Consider the following 19,868-nt stretch of genomic DNA (forward strand, 5'->3'; position numbering starts at 1 on the left):
TGATGAAAAATATAGTTATATACTTTTTGGTAACTGCTTTTACAGTAAATCTCGTTACCGCCCAAAAAGAAACAAAAGAGCAACCACCAAAGGGCGGAGAACCCAAAAACTTCACCTTACCAGAAAAGGAAGTGGTACAATTAGACAACGGATTGACCATCGTAATGGTCCCATATGGATCCATTCCAAAAGCCACGATTCGAATCAGCATAAAGACGGGTAATATTGATGAGAATGAAAACCAAGTTTGGTTGTGCGATTTATTGGCCGATTTATTGGAAGAGGGAAGTGTAAGTAAAAATTCAAAACAAATCGCCGATGAAATGGCCGGGATGGGTGGTAACTTAAATATTGGGGTTGGGTTGCATACCTCTTCATTAAGTAGTTCCGTACTCTACGAGTTTACCCCTAATGCCATAGCACTAATGGCCGATGTTTTGAGAAATCCTAAATGGCCAACCGAAGAATTGACGCGACTGAAGAACGACATGAAGCGAGACCTTGCAGTTAGGTTATCTAGGCCTAGCGCCCAGGCAAACAGGGATTTCATGGCCACTATTTATCCAGACCATCCTTACGGTCGCGTATATCCGACAGATGAGATGGTAGATTCTTATTCCGTTGAGGCTATCAAACAGTTTTATGATACTAATTTTGGGGCTTTGAGAACTACCGTTTATGTGGCTGGAAACTTCGACGCGGAGGCTGTTCAAGAAGCTGTGCAAAATGCCCTAGGTGATTGGCGCAAAGGAACCGAATCAAATTACAATGTAGCGCAACCGGTTACCGCTAACGAAGTGAAAATAATCGATAGACCAAACGCTCCCCAAACTACAATTTACTATGGGCTACCGGTCATTGACCCTTCTCATGAAGACTATATCGCCTTAGATGTTACCAATTCAATTTTAGGCGGGTCTTTTGCTTCGAGGATTACAAGTAATATTAGAGAGGACAAAGGGTATACCTATTCACCCTTTAGTGCTTTGCAAACAAACTATAAGTCAGGTGTTTGGTACGAATCGGCCGATGTTACCACAGAACATACGGGAGCTTCTCTAACGGAAATCATGAAGGAAATTGAAAAGCTCCAGAACGAGCCACCGACCCAAGAAGAACTTGATGGAATCATTAATTATGAATCAGGAATCTATGTGCTTCAAAATTCCACACCTAGCGGAATTATCGGTCAAATGATATTTTTGGATACGCATGATCTGGACGAATCTTTCTTAACCAACAAAGTACGGAATATGCATGCTGTAACCCCTGAAAAAGTTCAAGAAATGACCCAGAAATATATCAAACCTGAAAATATGACCTTCATTGCCGTTGGTGATAAGGCCAAAATCAGTGATCAAATACAAGAAACCATAAAAACGCCCTTGAAACAATAGGGAAAAGATCCGTTGAATAAAAAATGGCGAAATCAAGTTTTGATTTCGCCATTTTTTATAGCACTATATAAGGTCAGTACCTATCATAAGCTAACGAATCAACTTCTTGTACTTAATTCGTTTTGGCATGATATCAGCCCCTAAGCGTTTCTTTTTGTTTTCTTCATAATCTGAGAAAGACCCTTCAAAGAAGTATACTTGTGAATCACCTTCAAAGGCCAATATGTGCGTACAGATACGATCTAAGAACCACCTATCATGTGATATGATTACCGCACAGCCCGCAAAATTCTCCAGACCTTCTTCCAAAGCCCGTAAGGTATTTACGTCGAGATCATTGGTAGGCTCATCAAGCAGTAGCACGTTGCCCTCTTCTTTTAAGGTCATCGCCAAATGAAGTCGGTTTCGCTCACCTCCTGATAGCATGTTGACTTTCTTGTTCTGTTCACTTCCTGAAAAATTAAATCGACTTAAATAGGCCCTTGAGTTTACCTGCTTACCCCCCATCATTACCAATTCTTGTCCGTCACTGAAGTTTTCCCATATTGACTTGTCTGGATCTATATTACCATGACTTTGGTCAACATAGGCCAGTTTTGCAGTTTCGCCAACTGCAAATTCTCCTTTATTCGGGGTTTCTTCACCCATGATCATTTTGAAAATAGTGGTCTTACCCGCACCGTTAGGTCCTATGATGCCTACAATTCCTGCTTGTGGTAGGTTAAAATTCAGAGCTTCATAGAGTAATTTATCGCCGTAGGCCTTGCTTACTCCTTTTGCTTCAATAACGTTGGTACCTAAACGGGGGCCATTGGGAATATAAATCTCCAATTTTTCCTCAAGTTGTTTCTGGTCTTGGCTAATGAGCTTATCATAATTTTTCAAACGAGCCTTCTGTTTTGTCTGTCTCCCTTTAGCCCCTTGTCGCACCCATTCCAGCTCCCGCTCTAAGGTTTTTTGCCTTTTTGAAGCTTGCTTACTTTCTTGGGCGAGTCTTTTGGATTTCTGGTCCAACCAACTTGAATAATTCCCTTTCCATGGTATACCTTCCCCTCTATCCAATTCCAATATCCAGCCAGCCACATTATCCAAAAAGTAACGGTCGTGTGTCACGGCAATCACAGTGCCTTTGTATTGGGCCAAATGGTGTTCTAACCAATGTACCGATTCCGCATCCAAATGGTTGGTGGGTTCATCTAAAAGTAATACCTCGGGTTCTTGAAGCAGAAGGCGACACAAGGCTACCCTTCTTCGTTCCCCTCCAGAAAGCACCCCTATTTTTTTATCGGAATCAGGCGTACGCAAGGCATCCATTGCGATTTCAAGCTTGGTATCCAACTCCCAAGCATTCGAGGCATCAATCTTGTCTTGAAGCGTCGCTTGCTTGTCCATTAGTTTTTGCATCTTTTCAGCATCTTCATAAACTTCTGGCAAACCAAACATATCGTTGATTTTATTGTACTCATCAAGAATTGCAACTGTTTCGGCTACGCCCTCTTTGACCACCTCCAAAACCGTTTTACTTTCATCGAGTTGGGGCTCTTGTTCTAAATAGCCTACGGAATAACCTGGGGAAAAAACAACGTCCCCTTGAAAATTTTTATCCACACCGGCAATGATTTTCAACAAGGTTGACTTACCTGAGCCGTTAAGACCTAATATCCCGATTTTGGCACCATAGAAAAAGCTTAGGTAAATGTTCTTTAAAACAGGTGTATTGGCATTTTTATAGGTCTTGGTGACCCCTGACATTGAAAAGATGACCTTTTTGTCGTCTGACATATGTTATGGTTAATGGTTAATGGTTAATGGTTAATGGTTAATGGTTAATGGTTAATGGTTAATGGTTAATGGAAGCAACTAGATTCAATGAATACATCAAGTAGTTGCGAAAGTTTCACAAATAAACTAGAGTGCAGCATCATAATTCTAAATCGTCATTAAAAAATTGGACTTGTAATTGACTATGGATTTGAATTGGTCAAACCCGTCCTTTTAAGGCATTAAATACCCATGCCACAGCAAAAAAACCGATACCGACCGCAGCAAAACCCCATCCTGCCACTTCATCATATTTAAAAGCGCCAAGCGCAATCATGCCAACGCCCACAAAAATCATTATAAAGGTTGCCCAGGCCAAAACCGTATTTTTATTCATCCCCATAGGTTAATTTTATGTAAACTCAAATATCGTAAAAATTGGTGATTGCCCACAATCTTTTAGGATTCAAATGGAAATCGAACACCAGTTTTATTTCTTATGGCATCCAACAAAGAAATTAAATCAAGACTATTCTGGTGTGACCATAAGTTACTTTCCAATTGTCCTTTTTTTATGCACTTGTGAACTTCCACTATTTCGTACGTGTACCCCCTACCCTCCGTTGGCAGGTTTACCTCTTTTATACCCGTTAAAGTCTTTATGGTGTACCCTTGGGATTCATGCCATCTTGGATGCAAAAAGATACTTCCATCGGTTCCCGCTAATTCCGCATTCATTCTAGTTTCGTTTGCAAAACTACTGTTCAAAATTGCCTGTCCGCCATCATATTTAAAGATAACTGACGTCTGCACTTCAGTGCCTTGTTCATTGAAATTGGAAAAAGCAGCAATGTCTTTTGGCTTGCCCATCATTAGGTACGAAAGAAATACGGGGTAAATCCCAATATCCAAAAGTGTCCCACCTGCCAAATCCAAGTTGAACAATCTTGAATCCAATGGTCTATCCATGGCATAAAATCCGAAATCAGCGTTGATATATTTCAGCTTACCGATGGTTCCATTCTCAACCAACCCCAAGGCTTTCTTTATGGTCGGATTAAATCTAGACCAAAGTGCTTCCATTAAAAAGACCTTATTTTCTTTTGCGACCTTTAGTAGTTCTTCAACCTCTATCCGATGAATACCCAGGGGCTTTTCGCAAAGTACATGTTTGCCCGATTCCATAGCTTTGATTGCGACAGTTTTATGGAATGTATGTGGCGTAGCAATGTAGACCACATCCACTTCATCACTTTTGAATAAAGTTTCATAATCCGCGAAATGGTGGGCTGCTCCATTTTTATGGGCAAACTCTTTTGCTTTAGCCTCACTTCTGGAAGCGACTGCAGCCAAAACTGCATCTTCGACCAATTTCAAATCATTGGCAAAATGTTGGGCAATTTTACCCAGGCCTACGATACCCCATCTTATTTTACGCTGCATACTAGGCTAAACTAATCGTTATTAGTGCTTATCTTTAGGGTCTAAATGATTTAAGCACGCTGTTGATGGACCTAAAGTTCAATAAAAACGAAGACCAAAACAAATTAAAAGTATCAGAACTTCGAAACCGTCTCGCTAAAGTAAAATTCGGGGGAGGTAAAAGTAGGATCGAAAAACTACATGCCAAGGGTAAAATGACGGCAAGGGAACGCATAGCCTATCTTTTGGACGATGACGATGCCAGTATCGAAATTGGGGCATTCGCCGGTGATGGCATGTACGAGACACATGGCGGCTGCCCTTCTGGGGGTGTAGTAATTAAAATTGGTCATGTACAAGGGAAGCAGTGCATTGTGGTGGCAAATGATGCAACCGTAAAGGCCGGTGCTTGGTTTCCGATAACTGGAAAGAAAAATTTAAGGGCCCAAGAGCTGGCCATTGAAAATAAGTTACCCATTATTTATTTGGTGGATAGCGCAGGTGTTTACCTACCGATGCAAGATGAGATATTTCCTGACAAAGAACATTTCGGGCGCATATTTCGAAACAATGCCGTTATGAGCAGTATGGGAATTACCCAGATTTCTGCCGTCATGGGTAGTTGTGTTGCAGGGGGTGCTTATTTGCCGATAATGAGTGATGAGGCCTTGATTGTAGATAAAACGGGAAGTATCTTTTTGGCAGGTAGTTATTTGGTAAAAGCCGCCATAGGGGAAAGTATTGATAATGAAACCCTTGGTGGTGCAACCACGCATTGTGAGATTAGCGGTGTGACCGATTATAAGGCCAAAGACGATAAAGACGCCCTTGATACCATCAAAAATATTATGGCCAAGATCGGCGACTTTGATAAAGCGGGTTTTAATAGAATTAAAGCATCACTACCTAAAGAAAAACAAGAAGATATCTACGGCATACTGCCCTCATCACGTGCAGACCAGTACGACATGCTTGAAATTATAAAACGCCTTGTTGACGATTCTGATTTCAAACAGTATAAAGAAGACTACGGAAAAACGATTTTAACCGGGTATGCGCGTATTGATGGTTGGGCAGTGGGCATTGTTGCCAACCAACGAAAAGTGGTTAAAAACGGTAAAGGTGAAATGCAATTCGGTGGGGTCATTTATTCTGATTCAGCGGATAAGGCCACACGTTTTATCGCCAATTGCAACCAAAAGAAAATACCCTTGGTCTTTTTGCAAGATGTCACTGGTTTTATGGTCGGCAGTAAGAGTGAACACGGCGGTATCATTAAAGATGGTGCCAAAATGGTCAATGCAGTCAGCAATTCCGTAGTACCTAAGTTCACTATTGTCATTGGCAATAGTTATGGTGCCGGTAATTACGCCATGTGCGGAAAAGCTTATGACCCAAGATTAATCGTTGCCTGGCCTACCGCCGAACTTGCGGTAATGAGTGGTAATTCAGCCGCTAAAGTCTTGTTACAAATCGAAAAGGCCTCTTTGGAAAAGAAAGGCGAAAAAATTGATGCTAAAAAGGAGAAAGAACTGTTTAACGAAATTAAAGATCGCTACGATAACCAGGTCTCCCCATACTATGCGGCCTCCCGTTTATGGACGGACGCCATTATAGACCCTTTGGATACCAGAAAATGGATTTCAATGGGGATTGAAGCCGCGGACCACGCACCTATTGAAAAGCAGTTTAATCTTGGAATTTTACAAGTTTGATTATTCAGCTTTAAGCTTGAAAAATAACTGTTCTTTAGTATCGTCATCATCAAGTCGAATAATATGTTTTTCTTCTCGCTGATTGGATTTTCCAAAATTGTGCTGTACCGTACATTTAATAAGAAATGGATGATTGTTAGCTTCAGAACTTAGATTGGTAACGTTAACCTGCCAATCACCAATACTTATATCACCAATCAACTCAAATTGTTCCACGGAGAAACCATTTTTCAATTCACTAGTAATTCGATTTCTATCTGCCAAAGCTGAATGCTCCCAATCAAAAAACCTTTTTTGAGGATTCACAAATTTCAAGACAAATTCATCCTGTGGACGCTCCCAATCAAATATCAAACGGACATTGTAAGTCAAATTATTTTTGTAAGACCCATCAATTTTGGATAGGTCAAGCTTTGAATTATTTCGATTGACCAAATTACGTAAAGTGGCACCGGCAATTTTGTTCAATGGACTAAAATCTAAAGTTGGGTCAATAGCACCCGTAACAATTCCATTTAATAGGTCAGCTGACTTTTGAATATACCCAGCATCTTTTTGGGCGATAGCAAAATCATAATAGGTTTGGATTTTTTTAGGATAATCAAAAAACATTTTTTTTGCCACCACTAGGGCCATACTCCAATCTTCAAGAAATCTATATTTTAAGAAAAGTTTTCTTAACGAATTGTAAGTCGTTTTTTTCTCTAAAATATTCGATAAAACACGATCCGCTAATGGAGGGCTTACGGTTCTGAAATAATCTGAAACATCAATAAAATATTGATTATTTTCCAAGTAGTTGGTACGTTGCCCTAAATAAACATCATACACCTCTTTAACATTTTTTGCCTTGCGCAAGTCTTTTAAGTAAGGAGTATTCAACTGTCCCTTTTTGGAAACTAATTTTCCTTCGAATATATTATTAGTTAAAAGAGCTTGATCAATGTTCTTTTTAACTCCATCTTTATATGCGGCAGTTTTTGTGGTGATCAAAATTACTCCGTTGCCCCCCATGGTACCAAAGCGGTTTGTGGCGGCCAATCCCTTTAACACAGTTACACTTGCAATATTATCAGGGTTTATATAGTCAAAGTTGGCTACCTTTTGGCTAGCGCCAGAACCTAGAGTCTCGAATTGAGTTACGAAAGAACCAGAGGCACCTGCCCGAAATGTAGATTCTACCGGAACGCCATCGATAACTACTAATGCGTAATTATTCATGTTGATTGAATTAATTCCACGTATCAGGGTTTTCCCTAGAGTACTTCGATTATCCCAGCCAGAAGCTTTATTTATTTGTAGACCCGACACTTTTCCTTCAAGGGCTTCGTGCAGTTTAGACTCTGAATCATTAATATCTGCATCTCCAACGGTGCTAACTGCATAACCAATACTTTCATTATTCTGTAACCCATAAGCAGTATTCACCTTAACTTTTTCGTCTAACTTACTTTCCGAAACAACTACTTCGTCCAATGAAACAGTATTCGAATCCAAGAAAAATTGCAACTCGGTATCAAAATCTTTGACAACAAGAGCTGATTTTACAAGCTTAGTCCCTAAAACTTTTAACGTATCACCCAAATTCGTTTGAAAAGAAAACTTACCATAATCATCTGTAACAACTTGTCGATCATTTCCAAAAGACGAGATAATAGATACATTCGGTACCGGTTTTCCATCGAGGTAGACCGTTCCATTAACCAAAGTCCCAAGTGATTTTTTAGCGTGACTTGGTGCTATTTTAGGTTTTTGATTTTCTAAAAAATCAATGAGTGCTGCTTTGTTAAAATAGGCCATAAAATTCAAAAACCTGACATTGGCGTTTTTTGAGGAATTAACAATTACATCATTTTCATTCAATGACAAAAAATCATTTTCTTTTACTTTTTTACCATCTGTAAAAACCAATACTTTATCGTGTTTAGAAATGGTGTTCAAATTTTCAAACAACGTACAACCATCATAGGCAATATTGGACAATTCGGTTTTTAGAACGCTCCAGTCTCCGTTTAAGATTTTGAACTTTTTTTCTTGAACACTATTGGAGAAAAGAAGTAATTGCACCATTTGTATATCTTGAGTTACAATTACACTATCAATGACCTGAAAATCTTGTTGAAGGTCTCGCTCGGTCATTGAGAATGAAGTATCCCAACAAATAGTAATTTCAGGGTTGGAAACTGTATTTTGCGCAAATAGCACAATGGGTACAACATAAATTAGGACATTGGTAAATAGTACTTTCATGACTAGCTCAGTATACGGATTATTTCGATTTCAAAATAATATTTTGGGTGATTTTATCACCCACCCTAAAACTAAAGTCATGATATCCGTCTTTTGTAAAGGTTAGGATGTTCCCTTTTTTTGCAGGTATGATGTAGCGGCCCTTATCATCTGACGCAACAGTTTCTTTGGTAGCCGTATTGAAAACCGAAACCCCAGCGATCATTTGACCCCGTACAATAACAAAACCTGAAACCGTCTTTTGCTTTTTCTCCTTTTTAGCTTTTCTTCGTTCAAAACGTTGTGCGGTTTTTTCTGAGACCATCAATTCAGATACTACATAATACGCCATGTTCACATCAGAGAAATGTTCCCACTTATCTTGACTGGCATACTTTCTATACGAGCCGTATCCATTGAGGGTTGCGGATAGAACCAGACCCAGCCCCTCTTCTCCATAGACCTTCAATAGCTCTAAGGACACTATAAAATCATCTTTAACGTAAATGTCATAAGGGCGTAAATCTACCTTGACCATACGGTCATCTTTTTGAACGGTACAGAGAATGTTCTTACCCGAAGTGTTCAGGTTTGTGCCTGGCCTACCAAAATTGCCATCATCTTCATAAATATTTACCCGAAGCAGTAGACTGTCTGAGGGGTTATGCCAGACCTCAAACTCAAACCTGTTCAACCTTCGAAGGCCGCTTTTGGCAATTACCTTGGTACCCAATTCCCCCCCAAGTGCAATATTATCCTTCCAATAGCCATAATTCTTTTCCCCATAGTTTCTATAGCCGATATTATCGCTGATGAAACGCTCCCCCTTATTGGATACCACGACTTCCTTTAGTTCCATTATAGTAGGTTTCAATAGAATCTCAGGATACTCATTATAGACGATCTCTGCTTTGGAAACTGGAATATACTTGGTTTCGTAACCGATAGCGGAAAAAAGAATCTCAGCATCATCTTTGTAATCCTTGGACTTCAGGTTCAAATGGAACAATCCATCTTCATCACTGACCGTACCAATACCGACATCGACGATACCAATATTAACATAGGGAATGGGTTCTTTGGTATCCGCATCCAAGATTCGACCTTTGAAGTCCTCTTGGGCCAATAATGTATTTGAAATCAAATAAACGGCCAAAATAAAAGCTTGCTTTTTCAATTCTTTCTGATTTCGATTTTATAAGTTTTTAATGATTCTCATTTCCCTATAGGAAGTACCATAGGTAACGGTCAATACCTCAGAGTTTTTTTTATTTAAAAAAGGATGGTTTGATTCAATATGTCCTTCTAGTTTTGGGTATTTCACTTTTGTTCTTCCACGGTCATCTCCCCAATAAACAGCTATCAAGACAGCTATATTTAAAGTCCTTCTAGATGGTTTGGAAATACCCTTAAAATGGCGATACGCATTAGGCACCTTAACTTCTCCCCCAATAAAGTATTTATTAGAGCTGATCAACTCTGAATCATTGCTTGATTGCCCAAACGATAGCCCATAAAAAAGAAAAAATGACAAAAGAATACAAATGCTTTTGTTCCCCTTAATTCGTTTGTTTAATTCCATGCGTCAAAGTAAAATACCAGTACTTTAAATTAATAAGACCACTACAAAAACACCAACATTTACCACCAAAACCATACATCAGGTTTTCATTTCTTCATTTTTGAAGACCGATATGATTGCTATTCAACGCTAAGCTGCCCTACGGACTGTACCTTAAATAGTTCTTGGTTGACATTTTTCAAGCTAACTTTGAATACCTTGGTTTTCTTACGCTGGCTCTTTGAACCGTAGTTGTAATAGACCGTTGCCTTCAAGTAAGTGGGTGTCAAACTCTTATTGCCCAAATAATTGAGGTTTACACTCCACGTGCCTGGTAAAGACCCATCTAACAGGTATTCGGTTACATTGTAGCCAAAGTCCTTCTCGCGATAAATAGTTTCCGAATTATCCATCAAACTATGCTTCCAAGTGTAATATTGATTTCCTGGATTCACAAATTGTAACTCAAATTCGGCCTCGCTATCGTTCCATTCAAAGACCAATCGGGTCCCTTTGAAATCCTCTTCGGCGATGTAAAGCTTATTTACTTTTTTGGCATTCACTACGGCTTCACCGTTCAGACTCAAAAGATTATTGAACTCCCGCTCCATTATGGGGCCAAAGCCCACCGTATCTTGCTTCATGAAACCCTGTTCGATTAAGTAAGCGTAACGTGTATATATCGTAGCGGCGTCTTTCGATTCGTTTAGATTGCGATAGCTATTCGCCATATCCATATAGCTTTGCGCATAATTGGGGCGAAGGAGAAAAATTTCCTTATACGCCTCATTCGCCTGATCGTATCTTCCTTGTCTTTCATATTGATACGCCAAAGCCTTTAAAAGCACTGCATTGTTTTCAAAAAGACCATAATTGGCCTTGATAAAGGCATCGGCATAATCTAGCTCGTCCCATTTATCTGAAAAATAGGAATAGGCATCCAAATAAAAGTATGGGGAACTGTAGTATGAGGATTCATACTGGTCATATACCTTTTTCGCGTCATCAAAAGAAGTGCTGGCCTCCAATTCCTTCAGGTAGGTAGGATTATTTCTGTTGATATCGGCTTTGGTCAGTATTTTCCCATTTATAAAATTATTTCTCAAACGTGCCTGATCAACCAAGGCTTTGTTACCTGGACTACCCGCCACGGTATTGATTACAATGACCCCTCCACTGCCAGCGGAACCGTAGGTGCTGGTCAAGGCCAGATTATTGAGTATTGCAACCCTTTTAATATTACCTGTATTTATCCAGATGGGTACATCAGTGAAAATTTGACCGTCTACGTCAAATATTGCTGTGGCCACATTGTTGATGGAATTCGCACCCCTTATCAAGACCGAACCCCCTACGCCCAAACAATCACCAATCACTGTAATTCCCGGAAACCTAGTCCTTAATAAGTCGAGGATACAAAGATTTACAGAGGTAATATCTTCTTCAGTTATTACACGAATTTTACCGGCTGCCCTATCACCATCCAAATACCCAAAAGCAGTGCGTATAATATTTTTTCTACTATTGTAATCTTCTTCCAAATCTTTTTGTGACATCCGTTTGCTCGATTCTACGGTTACCTCTTCCAACTCAGTTACTTCTGGAATCATCACCGGATTTAAAAAACGTGTTACATCCTCAACCTTAATGGTAACCGTTTTCAAACCGATATAAGAAAACTTGATCTCATCGCCTGGATTCGCCTTGATTTTATATTTGCCCTTATCATTGGTTCTTGTTGCCGTATTTGTTGCTTCAATTGAGATATTGACATCTGGTATGGGGGTCTTTCCATCAGTTACCGTACCTGAAATCAATTTTTTGTTTTGATTTCGTCTTTTGTTCTCATTTAAATATTGCCTTCCCAAATCAGGGCTTTTAATAAAATTGTCCCTGAGCCTTGCCCTATCCACGATCTTATTACCAAATGTGGTCCCCGAAAATGTATTGATGACGATGACGCCACCGACATCCGCACCGTATTTTCTAGTCAACGCAGAACCCGCAAAAACTGCCACCCGTCTGACATGCTCAATAGGAATGATATGAGGATCCCGAATCAGCCCATCTACCTCAATAACGGTTTGGCCTACTGCCGAACGGATCGCTATGGGACCGGGTAGTGCGCAACTCCCCTCAACCCGGAGTCCTGTAAAATTCAATCGTAACAAATCTAAAAGACAGGCACCATTCGCCTTAAAGTCATCTGCAGTCAATACCTGAATATCACCTATGGTCTTTTTGGTGTCTAAAAGGCCAAAGCCTGTCATTACGATGTTCTTGTTAAAAGCATATTCTACCCGCAATTCTTTCTGTGATAATTTCTTTTTCTTTTGCACCGTTACTTCATCCAATTCGGTCACATCGGGAAACATCTCTAGGTTCAGTATGCGGGTCACATCTTCGACCTTTATCGCTATTGTCTTCATACCGATAAAAGAAAAACGGATTTGATCGCCTGTCGCAACCGCAATTTTATACTTACCCTCGCTATCGGTTACTGTTGTGATATCTTTGGTGAGATTGACTACTTTGACATTTTCTAAAACACTTACGTTTTCGAATACATAACCCGATAAAAAACGTTTTTCTTGCGCCTCAACGCTTATTAAAAACAAAAACAAGAGTGGAAAAAGAAAAATGTTTTTCATAAAAGGGTTTTTTTAATATGATTGGAAAAAGACCTTTATACTACTGAAAGTAAACTATCAAGAAAATCGACTTCTATTCCGTCACAATACCCCCAACGGATTGTACCTTGAACAGTTCTTGGTTCACGTCTTTTAAGGTCAATTTAAAGACCTTGGTCTCTTTTCTCTGACTGCTGGACCCATAATTGTAATATACCGTTGCCTTTAAATATGTAGGTGTCAGACTCTTATTGCCCAAATACTTCACATTCACCCCCCATGTACCTGATAAGGAACCATCTAACAGGTATTCGGTAACGTTATAACCGAAATCTTTCTCACGGTAAACGGTTTCGGGATTATCCATCAAACTATGCTTCCATAGGTGATATTGGTTTTCAGGGTTCACGAACTGAAGGTCAAATTCCGCCTCACTATCGTTCCATTCAAAGACCAATCGCGTTCCCTCGAACTCTTCTTGGGCCACATACAATTTGCTTGATTTTTGGGCCGTAATCACCGTATTACGTTTCAGACTCAATAGATTATTGAACTCCCGTTCTAATAAGGGACCAAAAACTATGTTATCTTGTTCCATAAAACCTTCTTGCACCAGGTAGTCGTATCTTGCGTAAATGGCAGCGGCCTGTTTGACTTGATTAAGATCTCGGTAACTATTGGCAATATCCAAATAACTTTGGGCATAATTCGGTCGAAGTATAAAGACCTCTTTCAATACCGCATTGGCCTTTTCATAACGTCCCTGCTCTTCATAATGATAGGCCAAGGCCTTTAAAAGTACTGGGTTGTCTTTAAAAAGCCTGCTGTTATTCTCGATGATGGTATCAGAGAAATCGGTATTGTTCCACTTTTTAGTAAAATAAGTGGCCATATCCATAAAAAAATAGGGTGAGTTTGAATATGGAGTTTGGTATTTTTCGAAAACAGCTACTGCAGCCTCAAAGTTCCCACTGGCCTCCAATTCTTTTAAATAGGTTGGCTTATTCCTATCCAAATCCGTTTTGGTAAGTACCTTTCCGCTTAGATAATTGTTCTTTAAACGAGCTTGATCAGCCATTTCGTTATTTCTTTGCCTTGGATGATAGCCAACGGTATTAATAACTACAACGCCACCGTTGCCTAATGTTCCATATGGTGTGGTGGTAGCCAAATTGTTTAATATTCCCACACGCCTTATTGCACCATAACTTAACCAAACTGGAGCATCCCTAAAAATTTGCCCATCAACATCAAATATTGCAGAAGCTGGATTGTTAATTGATCCACTACCCCTCATGAAAACCTCGCCTCCTTTTTGGCAATCGCCGCTCACCCTTACCATCGAGAATTGACCTCGGAGCATATCAAGGATACACAAATCTATTGCGCTGATATCCCCTTCATTTAAAACACGAATATTACCTGCTGCTCTATCTCCATCTAAATACCCAAAAGCAGTACGTATGATATTTTTTCTGATGTTATAATCCGCTTCCAAGTCTTTTTGTGACATGCGCTTACTATTTTTCACGACCACCTCATCCAACTCGGTAACATCAGGGACCATTATCGGGTTGAGAATTTTAGTCACATCTTCTACCCTAATAAAAATGGTCTTAAAACCTATATATGAAAACCTAATCTTATCCCCCGTTTCCACTTGAACCTCATACTTACCCTCACTATCGGTTATCGTTGTAATTCCCTTTTCGACAATGGAGATATTAACGTTTTCAATAGGTGATTTTCCATCACTGACCTCACCCACAAGGGTACGTTTCTGTTGCCCTATGGCAGCAAAGAACAATAGTAAAAAGAACGGAAGTAAAATGGTTTTTTTCATATATCAAGTTTTATGAATTAGATTCATGCCTATTACATTAAAATCATAGCCTATTTTAGATTAAGAATATCGATTCTTATTTTGTTACAATGCTACCAACGGATTGTACCTTGAACAGTTCTTGGTTCACATCTTTTAAGCTAAGTTTAAAGACCTTGGTCTCTTTTCTTTGACTTCTAGCTCCATAATTGTAATACACGGTAGCTTTCAAATATGTAGGCGTCAAACTTTTATTGCCCAAATACTTCACGTTAACCCCCCATGTGCCTGGCAACGAACCATCAATCAAATATTCTTTGACACTATAGCCAAAATCTTTTTCGCGGTAAATGGTTTTTTCGTTGTCGGCCAAGCTGTGTTTCCATTTGTAATATTGGTTTTCAGGGTTCACGAACTGAAGGTCAAACTCCGCCTCGCTATCGTTCCATTCAAAGACCAATCGCGTTCCCTCGAATTCTTCTTGGGCCACGTAGAGCTTCCCAGACTTTGTGGAGTTGACCACAGCATTGCGGTTCAATACCAATAAGTTATTGAACTCCCGTTCCATTACGGGCCCAAAGCCTATACTGTCTTGCTCCATGAAACCCTCTTGTACCAAATAATCGTATCGTGCGTAAATGGAAGCCGCTTGCTTGACCTCATTCAAACTTCGGTAACTGTTGGCCATGTCCATGTAACTTTGGGCGTAATTGGGCCTTAGTATGAATACTTCCTTAAAAATGGCGTTTGCCTTTTCGAAACGTTGCTGCTCTTCATACCGATAGGCCAATGCCTTTAGCAAGACCGGGTTGTCATCAAATAATGCGAAATTTTCATTGATTATGGCATCGGCATAATCCATATCATCATGGTTTTCTGAAAAATAGGTGTACGCATCCAAATAGAAGTATGGGGAACTGTAGTATGATGATTCATACTGGTCATATACCTTTTTCGCGTCATCAAAAGAAGTGCTGGCCTCCAATTCCTTCAGGTAGGTAGGATTATTATTAGCTACCTCTGCCCTAGTGAGTACTTTGGTATTTACATAGTTATTCTTGAGTCTGGCGCGGTCTACGATCTTATCATTTTGTGGCGTACCTGAAAAGGTGTTGATCACAATGACACCACCTGCACCAATGCTTCCATATCTGGTTGTGGTAGCCAGATTGTTCAATATGGCTATCCTTTTAATGTTTCCAATATCGATTGGAGGGGGAATATTGGTGAAAATCTGTCCATCAATATCAAAAATAGCGGCCCTTTGATTGGTGAGTGAACCACGCCCCCTTATAAAAACACCACTTGAAGCTATGGATGCTTGATTAATCGGTGATACCTCTGCCAAATTATTGGCCCCAAATAAATTACCAGTTACTTGAACCCCAGGAAACCTGTTTTGCAATAATGCAAAGACGTTCACATTTACAGGGTTTATCTCACTATCATCCAAAGTTCTTACGTTACCAGCTGCTCGATCGGCATCTAAATAACCAAAAGCGGTGCGGATAATATTCTTATTCAGCACATAGTCTTCCTCTAAATCTTTTTGGGAAATTCTTCGACTGCTTTTTACGGTAACCTCTTCCAACTCCGTCACATCTGGCACCATTACCGGGCTTAGAAAGCGTGTAACATCTTCTACTCGAATTGAAATGGTTTTCATTCCCGTATAGGTAAACTGCAATACATCACCGGTTTCGGCCTTAATCGTGTATTTTCCATCGGCATCGGTTACCGTTGAAATTTGTTTTTCTTTAATGTAGACGTTTACATTTTCTATTGGTGCTTGGTTGTCGGTAACCTTACCTGACACGATTCGTTGTTCTTGGGCACTGCCTATGAAACCGAAAAGAAACACGGCAACAAGTGGTAAAAGATTTTTCATAGCTTTCTTTTTAAAATTTTGTCTAGAAGTTACAAAGAAGTTAAATAGGGCTTTAACAATTAACAGAGTTTAACAGTACAATACTCTTAAATGATTGTAATACTATTAATTTAGGTTGAAAAAAATACCCCTGTGAAGGGGTATTTCGATTTCAGGTATTTTTATCGTAATACTAATTTGCTACCAACGCTCATTTGAAACAATTCGTAAGGGGCATTTTTAAGTGTCATTTTAAAGACTTTTGTTTCCTTTCTTTGGGAATAACTTCCGTAATCATAATACACTGTTGCCTTCAAATAAGTAGGTGTCAGACTCTTATTACCCAAGTAGTTTACATTAATCTTCCATGTACCTGGCAAAGCGTTATCAATTAAATATTCCGCGGTATTGTAACCGTATTCCTTCTCTTTTCGAATCATCCCCGCATTGTCGGCAAGACTGTGTTTCAACAGTGTATATTGTCCACCCGGATTTACGAATTGCAACTCAAATTCCGCCTCGCTATCATTCCATTCAAAGACCAATCGGGTTCCTTTGAAGTCTTCATCGGCAATAAACAATCCTGCCGCTTTTTCACCTTTGACCAAGGCATTTTTTTCCAACAAAAGAAAATTGTTGTATTCCCGCTCGAAGATAGCTCCAATGCCAATGGAATCCTTTTCCATAAAACCTTGTTCAATCAAATAGTTATATCGCGTGTACATTGCGGCTGCCTGTTTGACATCCCTTAACTCCCTATAACTATTTGCCAAGTCTAGATAAGACTGCGCATAATTGGGCCTTAACTTTAGCACCTTTTTAAGCAAATCATTTGCCTTTTCAAATTCACCCTGTTCTTGATATTGGTATGCCAATGCCTTTAAAAGTACTGGATTTTGATTCCATAAATTACTATTGTCTTCCACTATCCCATCGGCATACTCCCCTTCATTCCATTTTTCCTTAAAGTACTTCTGTATATCAAGGGTAAAGAACGGAAGGCTGGCATATTGACCCGCATACTTTTGGTACGTTGTTTTAGCCTCTTCCAAAGTAGTACTCGCATAGATATCTTGTAAATAAGTAGGCCAATTACGTCTAACTTCATCGGAGCCCAGAATATTAGACGCAACAAAATTATTTCGCAAACGGGCCTGATCGACAATTTTATTTGATTGGGGGGTTCCGCTTATCGTATTAATAACAATAACACCGCCAGCGCCAGCGCTACCGTAATTAGTTGTTGTCGCAAAATTGTTAAGGATAGCGATGCGCTTGATATTCTTAATATCCAACCAAATCGGAGGGTCATTGATAATCTGACCATCAATATCAAAAATTGCTGACCTGGGGTTGAACAACGAACTAGCGCCCCTAATGAATACCTTTCCTTCATTAAGACTACCGCTAAGACCCGTACCTACCGGGTTCAAACCTACCACACCAGGGTCGTTGACATTTCTACCTGTCAAATTGTTGAGTTCATTTGCTATGCCCTCATCACGGCCAAAAGCACCCATGCAAGTGCCTTGCACCCGAACGCCTGAAAATTCATTTCGCAATAGGTCCAAAATACAAATTGCAACAGGATTGATTTCTTCTTCATTCAAAAACCTAATATTACCTGGTGCCGTGGCAGCATTCAAATACCCGAATGCCGTGCGGATCAAGTTCATATTCCTTGGATATTCAGAAGCAAGTTCACTTTGTGATTTTCTATTGCTACCCGTCACGGTTACTTCTTCAAGTTCTTCAATATCAGGAACCATGTCAACGTTTAATATGCGTGTGACATCCTCAATCTTGATCTCTACGGCTTTCATACCTTGATAACTGTATCTTAAAGTGTTACCCATGGGCACTTGAACACGATATTTACCTAAATCATCTGTAGACGTATTCGCAGGCGTACCTAAAACGGTTATGGTAACCCCAGACATGGGCGAACGACCATCGGTAACCACGCCAGAAACCGTTTTCATCGTATCTTGGCCAAAACTCACTAGGCCAACGAAAAACAAAAGAATCAAAGAATTTTTCATCATTTCAAAATTTTATTTAAAAAGTACAAAAAATTAGTTGGATTATCCCCTTTAAAAGGAAATTATCTTTGTATCAATTAGTTACATGATTTTTTAAACGTGGAATCAATAGAAGATCCGTTTGTCTTCCATTGACGTAACGAAATCCATTTTTTCCATAAAATCCAGCTTCCTCCAACATAATTCTGATATCCCTCTTCCACTCTGGTACGGTTATCGTCGTATTTAATTCAATGGCATATACCGTATTTGGGTTTAAGGGATAATTCTCGCCATCATCCTTCATAACGCCCCCTTGGGCATCCCACATACCTATAGTGGTTCCGGCCGAATGTCCGTAAGACCCCAATGGATGGGTATAAATTGCCGGTCGAAGGCCAGCGGCCTTGGCTTCAGCCAAAGATTCCGCTAAAATTTCATTGCCCGTTCTGCCCTGAATCATATTTTTCGTCAAAAAATCTTGAACCCTATTGCCCTCCTTCAAGCCTTTTATCAAAAAATCGGGCGCTTTCTTTTCGTTGGGTCTTAACACATATGCCAGTTCTTGACAATCGGTATTCAACCTCAAATAGGTAATGCCAAAATCGCAATGCACCAAATCCCCTGGCATGATAACCATATCATCAGGCCTTCCAGAAAAGGAATATAAATGCCCTACCAGTTCCGTACTCGTCCGTTGTACATCCACTGTAGGGTGAAACCATGTCGCTAAGCCCAAATCCGTGACTTTTTGGCGAAACCACCATTCTACTTCCGTCGTGGTGGTTACACCGGGCGTTATCACTTTTTCTGAAAAAGCTTCTTTTATAATATCATGGGTAATACTTACCAATTGATTGTAGATGACCATTTCGCGATCTGTTCTGGTCTCAATCCACCGAACGGCCAATTGCTCGGCAGAAACTACTTTCTTATGCATTGCCTTGGGCAAATTTTGAAAAAATGCATCGTAATCCGTTTTGTTCAACCCATCGGCTATATTGTGGTCCTTAGAAAAGTTCAATCCTATTTTTTCTGGATTGCGTTCTTGGATCAATTGGATCAACCGCTTCCATTGGTCTGGTTCCTTTTCTTTGTCCCAAGCCGAGGTGATACTCTTGCCAACGTTATAACGCGCCACGGCCAGCTTTTCAATGGTATTGGCTTTCTTATTCCTATAAAACAACAAGATGGTTCTTCTTCTGGCATTGAGCCATGTCGCGGGGAGCATCGTTCTCAAAACGGGATCTTCATTATACTCCCTAGAAATAACGATCCACATGTCAATGTCCGATTTATCCATCAAAACGGGCAACAAGGTGTTGAAACGGTATTCTAAAATTTCATCGATTACACTAGCCCGCTCTTTTTCAGGAAGGATTTGCTGTGCTTTCGAAAAAAAAGGAGCTATAAAGATTAGGGTAAAAAGTATTCTTCTCATGA

The 19,868-nt window shown here is 39.8% G+C and carries 13 protein-coding genes; 2 read left to right on the plus strand and 11 right to left on the minus strand.

The features are described 5' to 3' along the window. The first annotated feature begins 2 nt into the window (after nucleotides 1-2). Entirely contained in the window at nucleotides 3-1,397 is a 1,395-nt protein-coding gene (locus AACM45_RS03900; protein WP_339140900.1) for a M16 family metallopeptidase, read from the plus strand. 90 nt (nucleotides 1,398-1,487) lie between these two features. Here AACM45_RS03900 and ettA read toward each other — a convergent pair whose 3' ends face one another. The 3 genes from ettA to AACM45_RS03915 form a co-directional block, all read right to left on the minus strand. Then, complete coding sequence (gene ettA, locus AACM45_RS03905; protein ID WP_339140901.1) at nucleotides 1,488-3,179, minus strand: energy-dependent translational throttle protein EttA; 1,692 nt, start codon at nucleotides 3,177-3,179, stop codon at nucleotides 1,488-1,490. A gap of 199 nt (nucleotides 3,180-3,378) precedes the next feature. Next, complete coding sequence (locus tag AACM45_RS03910; RefSeq protein WP_339140903.1) at nucleotides 3,379-3,561, minus strand: CAL67264 family membrane protein; 183 nt, start codon at nucleotides 3,559-3,561, stop codon at nucleotides 3,379-3,381. A 56-nt stretch (nucleotides 3,562-3,617) separates the two neighbouring features. Continuing rightward, entirely contained in the window at nucleotides 3,618-4,601 is a 984-nt protein-coding gene (locus AACM45_RS03915; RefSeq protein ID WP_339140905.1) for a Gfo/Idh/MocA family protein, read from the minus strand. Nucleotides 4,602-4,666: 65 nt separating this feature from the next. Here AACM45_RS03915 and AACM45_RS03920 point away from each other — a divergent pair, with 65 nt between their 5' ends. Continuing rightward, nucleotides 4,667-6,295, plus strand: a complete 1,629-nt coding sequence (locus tag AACM45_RS03920) for an acyl-CoA carboxylase subunit beta (RefSeq protein WP_339140907.1) — start codon at nucleotides 4,667-4,669, stop codon at nucleotides 6,293-6,295. Here the strand turns inward: AACM45_RS03920 and AACM45_RS03925 are convergent, their stop codons facing one another. The 8 genes from AACM45_RS03925 to AACM45_RS03960 all read right to left on the minus strand — a co-directional run bounded on the left by AACM45_RS03925 (nucleotide 6,296) and on the right by AACM45_RS03960 (nucleotide 19,866). Next, the gene (locus tag AACM45_RS03925) at nucleotides 6,296-8,278 is read right to left on the minus strand and encodes a TonB-dependent receptor plug domain-containing protein (RefSeq protein ID WP_339140908.1); all 1,983 of its coding nucleotides are present in this window, start codon (nucleotides 8,276-8,278) and stop codon (nucleotides 6,296-6,298) included. Between the two features lie 286 nt (nucleotides 8,279-8,564). Then, a complete protein-coding gene (locus AACM45_RS03930; RefSeq protein WP_339140910.1) occupies nucleotides 8,565-9,701 on the minus strand; it encodes a carboxypeptidase-like regulatory domain-containing protein in 1,137 nt (378 codons plus the stop codon). Between the two features lie 18 nt (nucleotides 9,702-9,719). Next, nucleotides 9,720-10,058 (minus strand): hypothetical protein, encoded by a 339-nt coding sequence (locus AACM45_RS03935; RefSeq protein ID WP_339140911.1) that lies wholly within the window; start codon nucleotides 10,056-10,058, stop codon nucleotides 9,720-9,722. A 167-nt stretch (nucleotides 10,059-10,225) separates the two neighbouring features. Continuing rightward, nucleotides 10,226-12,736: a carboxypeptidase-like regulatory domain-containing protein gene (locus AACM45_RS03940; protein ID WP_339140913.1), complete on the minus strand. Its 2,511-nt coding sequence runs from the start codon at nucleotides 12,734-12,736 to the stop codon at nucleotides 10,226-10,228. Between the two features lie 73 nt (nucleotides 12,737-12,809). Continuing rightward, on the minus strand, nucleotides 12,810-14,558 hold the full coding sequence (locus tag AACM45_RS03945; RefSeq protein WP_339140914.1) for a carboxypeptidase-like regulatory domain-containing protein: 1,749 nt from the start codon (nucleotides 14,556-14,558) through the stop codon (nucleotides 12,810-12,812). A gap of 76 nt (nucleotides 14,559-14,634) precedes the next feature. Beyond that, nucleotides 14,635-16,425 (minus strand): carboxypeptidase-like regulatory domain-containing protein, encoded by a 1,791-nt coding sequence (locus AACM45_RS03950; RefSeq protein ID WP_339140915.1) that lies wholly within the window; start codon nucleotides 16,423-16,425, stop codon nucleotides 14,635-14,637. 161 nt (nucleotides 16,426-16,586) lie between these two features. Next, nucleotides 16,587-18,449: a carboxypeptidase-like regulatory domain-containing protein gene (locus AACM45_RS03955; RefSeq protein ID WP_339140916.1), complete on the minus strand. Its 1,863-nt coding sequence runs from the start codon at nucleotides 18,447-18,449 to the stop codon at nucleotides 16,587-16,589. A 70-nt stretch (nucleotides 18,450-18,519) separates the two neighbouring features. Next, entirely contained in the window at nucleotides 18,520-19,866 is a 1,347-nt protein-coding gene (locus AACM45_RS03960; RefSeq protein ID WP_339140918.1) for a M24 family metallopeptidase, read from the minus strand. Nucleotides 19,867-19,868 lie beyond the last annotated feature (2 nt).

The sequence above is a fragment of the Croceitalea sp. MTPC5 genome (genome assembly GCF_036985505.1).
Taxonomy (GTDB): domain Bacteria; phylum Bacteroidota; class Bacteroidia; order Flavobacteriales; family Flavobacteriaceae; genus Croceitalea.